This is a genomic window from Planktothrix tepida PCC 9214 (assembly GCF_900009145.1).
Lineage (GTDB): Bacteria > Cyanobacteriota > Cyanobacteriia > Cyanobacteriales > Microcoleaceae > Planktothrix > Planktothrix tepida.
Map to the genome: position 1 here is coordinate 1 of NZ_LN889772.1, position 2,031 is coordinate 2,031.

1 pseudogene is annotated in these 2,031 nt (G+C 40.0%); it reads right to left on the minus strand.

Annotated features, from left to right (window positions below):
- Window positions 1-29: 29 nt before the first annotated feature.
- Window positions 30-1,828: pseudogene (ltrA, locus tag PL9214_RS33380) on the minus strand (group II intron reverse transcriptase/maturase).
- Window positions 1,829-2,031: the final 203 nt, after the last annotated feature.

Consider the following 2,031-nt stretch of genomic DNA (forward strand, 5'->3'; position numbering starts at 1 on the left):
TGTTAGAGTCGATAGAAGCGTTACCACTTCTACCTCTCCTTCAGAACCGTGCGTGAGACTTTCACCTCACACGGCTCCTTGATAATTCCACCTTTGTTATAGGTACGATTCAAAACGGGTTATTGTCATGATTCTTGATTAAAGAACCGTCGTGGGCCGTTTTTATGTCGTGACAATGTTTGTGTAGAAGTTGCAGATTATCATAAGTGTCTTTTCCACCTAATGATGTTGGTTTAATATGATCAACCTCTACAATGTCTGTACTTGTGAAATACAGACCACAGTCAGGACAAATACCCTTTTGTTTCTTGATTAATTTAGAAACCCTGTTAGGAGTTTCAGGATATTTGCCTCTTCGTTTACTCCAATAAGTCCAGTTGCCATCATACGGACTAGCTTCGCTTTTAACCTTTGTATGCCTTACGATTGGCGTACTAGCGTGAGTGATTAATTCTAATCCGTCTTCTGTACTGAAACACCAATTTTTGTTGCCTACTGTTCTCCAGTATTTATCTTTATTGATGTCCCCTTTTCCCCTTGTTCTTGCCCATGTTCTCAACTTATCATAAGTTAGATGATCAACTTGTGAGAAAGTTTTTTTACTAGCAACTGTTGAGTAATAGTTTGACCACCCTTTAATTATTGGGTTTAGCTTACTAATTAAAGTAGCTTGTGGGGCGGTCGTATAAGTATCTATTACTTCAGCTATCTTGATAAGATGAGTTTTGATTTTGGTTTTTGAGGGTGTGATTATTGTTTTAAAACCTAGTGGAATTCCTTTGGAATTATTGGCACTTCTGTAGTTACCTACTTCGTGTTGTTGTATATGGAATCCTAAAAAATTAAACCCAACTTTTCCGTCAATTTCATTGAGGGTGTGGGTTATTTTTGTTTTACTGGGTTTTAATTCCAATCCCATATCACTCAACCATTCAGCGATTATCTCTTGACACTTTCTGACAACGTTTACATCCTCATGGATTATCACAAAGTCATCAGCGTAACGGATTAAACTAAGGGCATTACGGTTATTTTGTTTATGTCCTTTTAGAGTTTCTGCATATTGCTTGACTCTTTCTTCCATACCATGTAAGGCAATATTTGCAAGTAGAGGTGAAATCACCCCCCCTTGTGGTGTTCCCTCATGGGCAGGAAAAAGTTGTTTTCCGACGCAGTACCCTGCTTTGAGCCACACTTGAATTTGACGGCTTAAAGTGGGGTATGTATGTATTTTGGAGATTAACACTTGATGGTCTATACGATCAAAGCATTTTGAGATATCAGCATCAAGCACATATTTGGCTTTTTGATGGATGCTATTGAATATTGCTTCGATTGCATCGTGGCAGGAACGTCCTGGTCTGAAACCGTAACTGTTAGGTTCAAATTTAGCCTCCCATTCGGGTTCTAATGCTAGTTTGACTAACGCTTGTAATGCACGGTCGTCTATTGTGGGTATTCCCAATGGACGAGTTTCAGTTGTTCCCGGTTTGGGTATCATTACTCTACGAGTAGGTTTAACCTTACCTGTTAACTTTAATCGTCCTACAAGGCTCATCCGTTGTTTTGGGGTCAGAGATTTAACTCCGTCCACTCCTGCGGTATTTTTGCCTTGATTGTCCTGTGTTACCCGACGTACAGCGATACATTTTGCTGACCAAGACCTAATCAGGGTCTTCTGAAGTTTGCGAACTGCTTTAACATCGCCTCGTTCACTCGCTCGAAATATGCGCTTTTGCAACTTGAAAGTCACCCGTTCTAGCTTGCGCCAGTTGATGTCTTTCCACTCCACCGTCTGATTTTTGTTCAGCGTTTTAGATTTATTCATTGCTACTTGTTCTATTTCTTTGGAATTACCGAGTATCTGTCAGCATATCCCTTGCATTACCAAGGGCATTCGCTTTTGATACCATCCCTCCCCTAATTACCATTCGTTAGCTACTTACTGGTTATCGACCTTTTACCAGAGATAATTAGGGGTTACTTCGTTCCGATTACACATTTGTTTGAAGTCTTTAGCGTGATGCTATC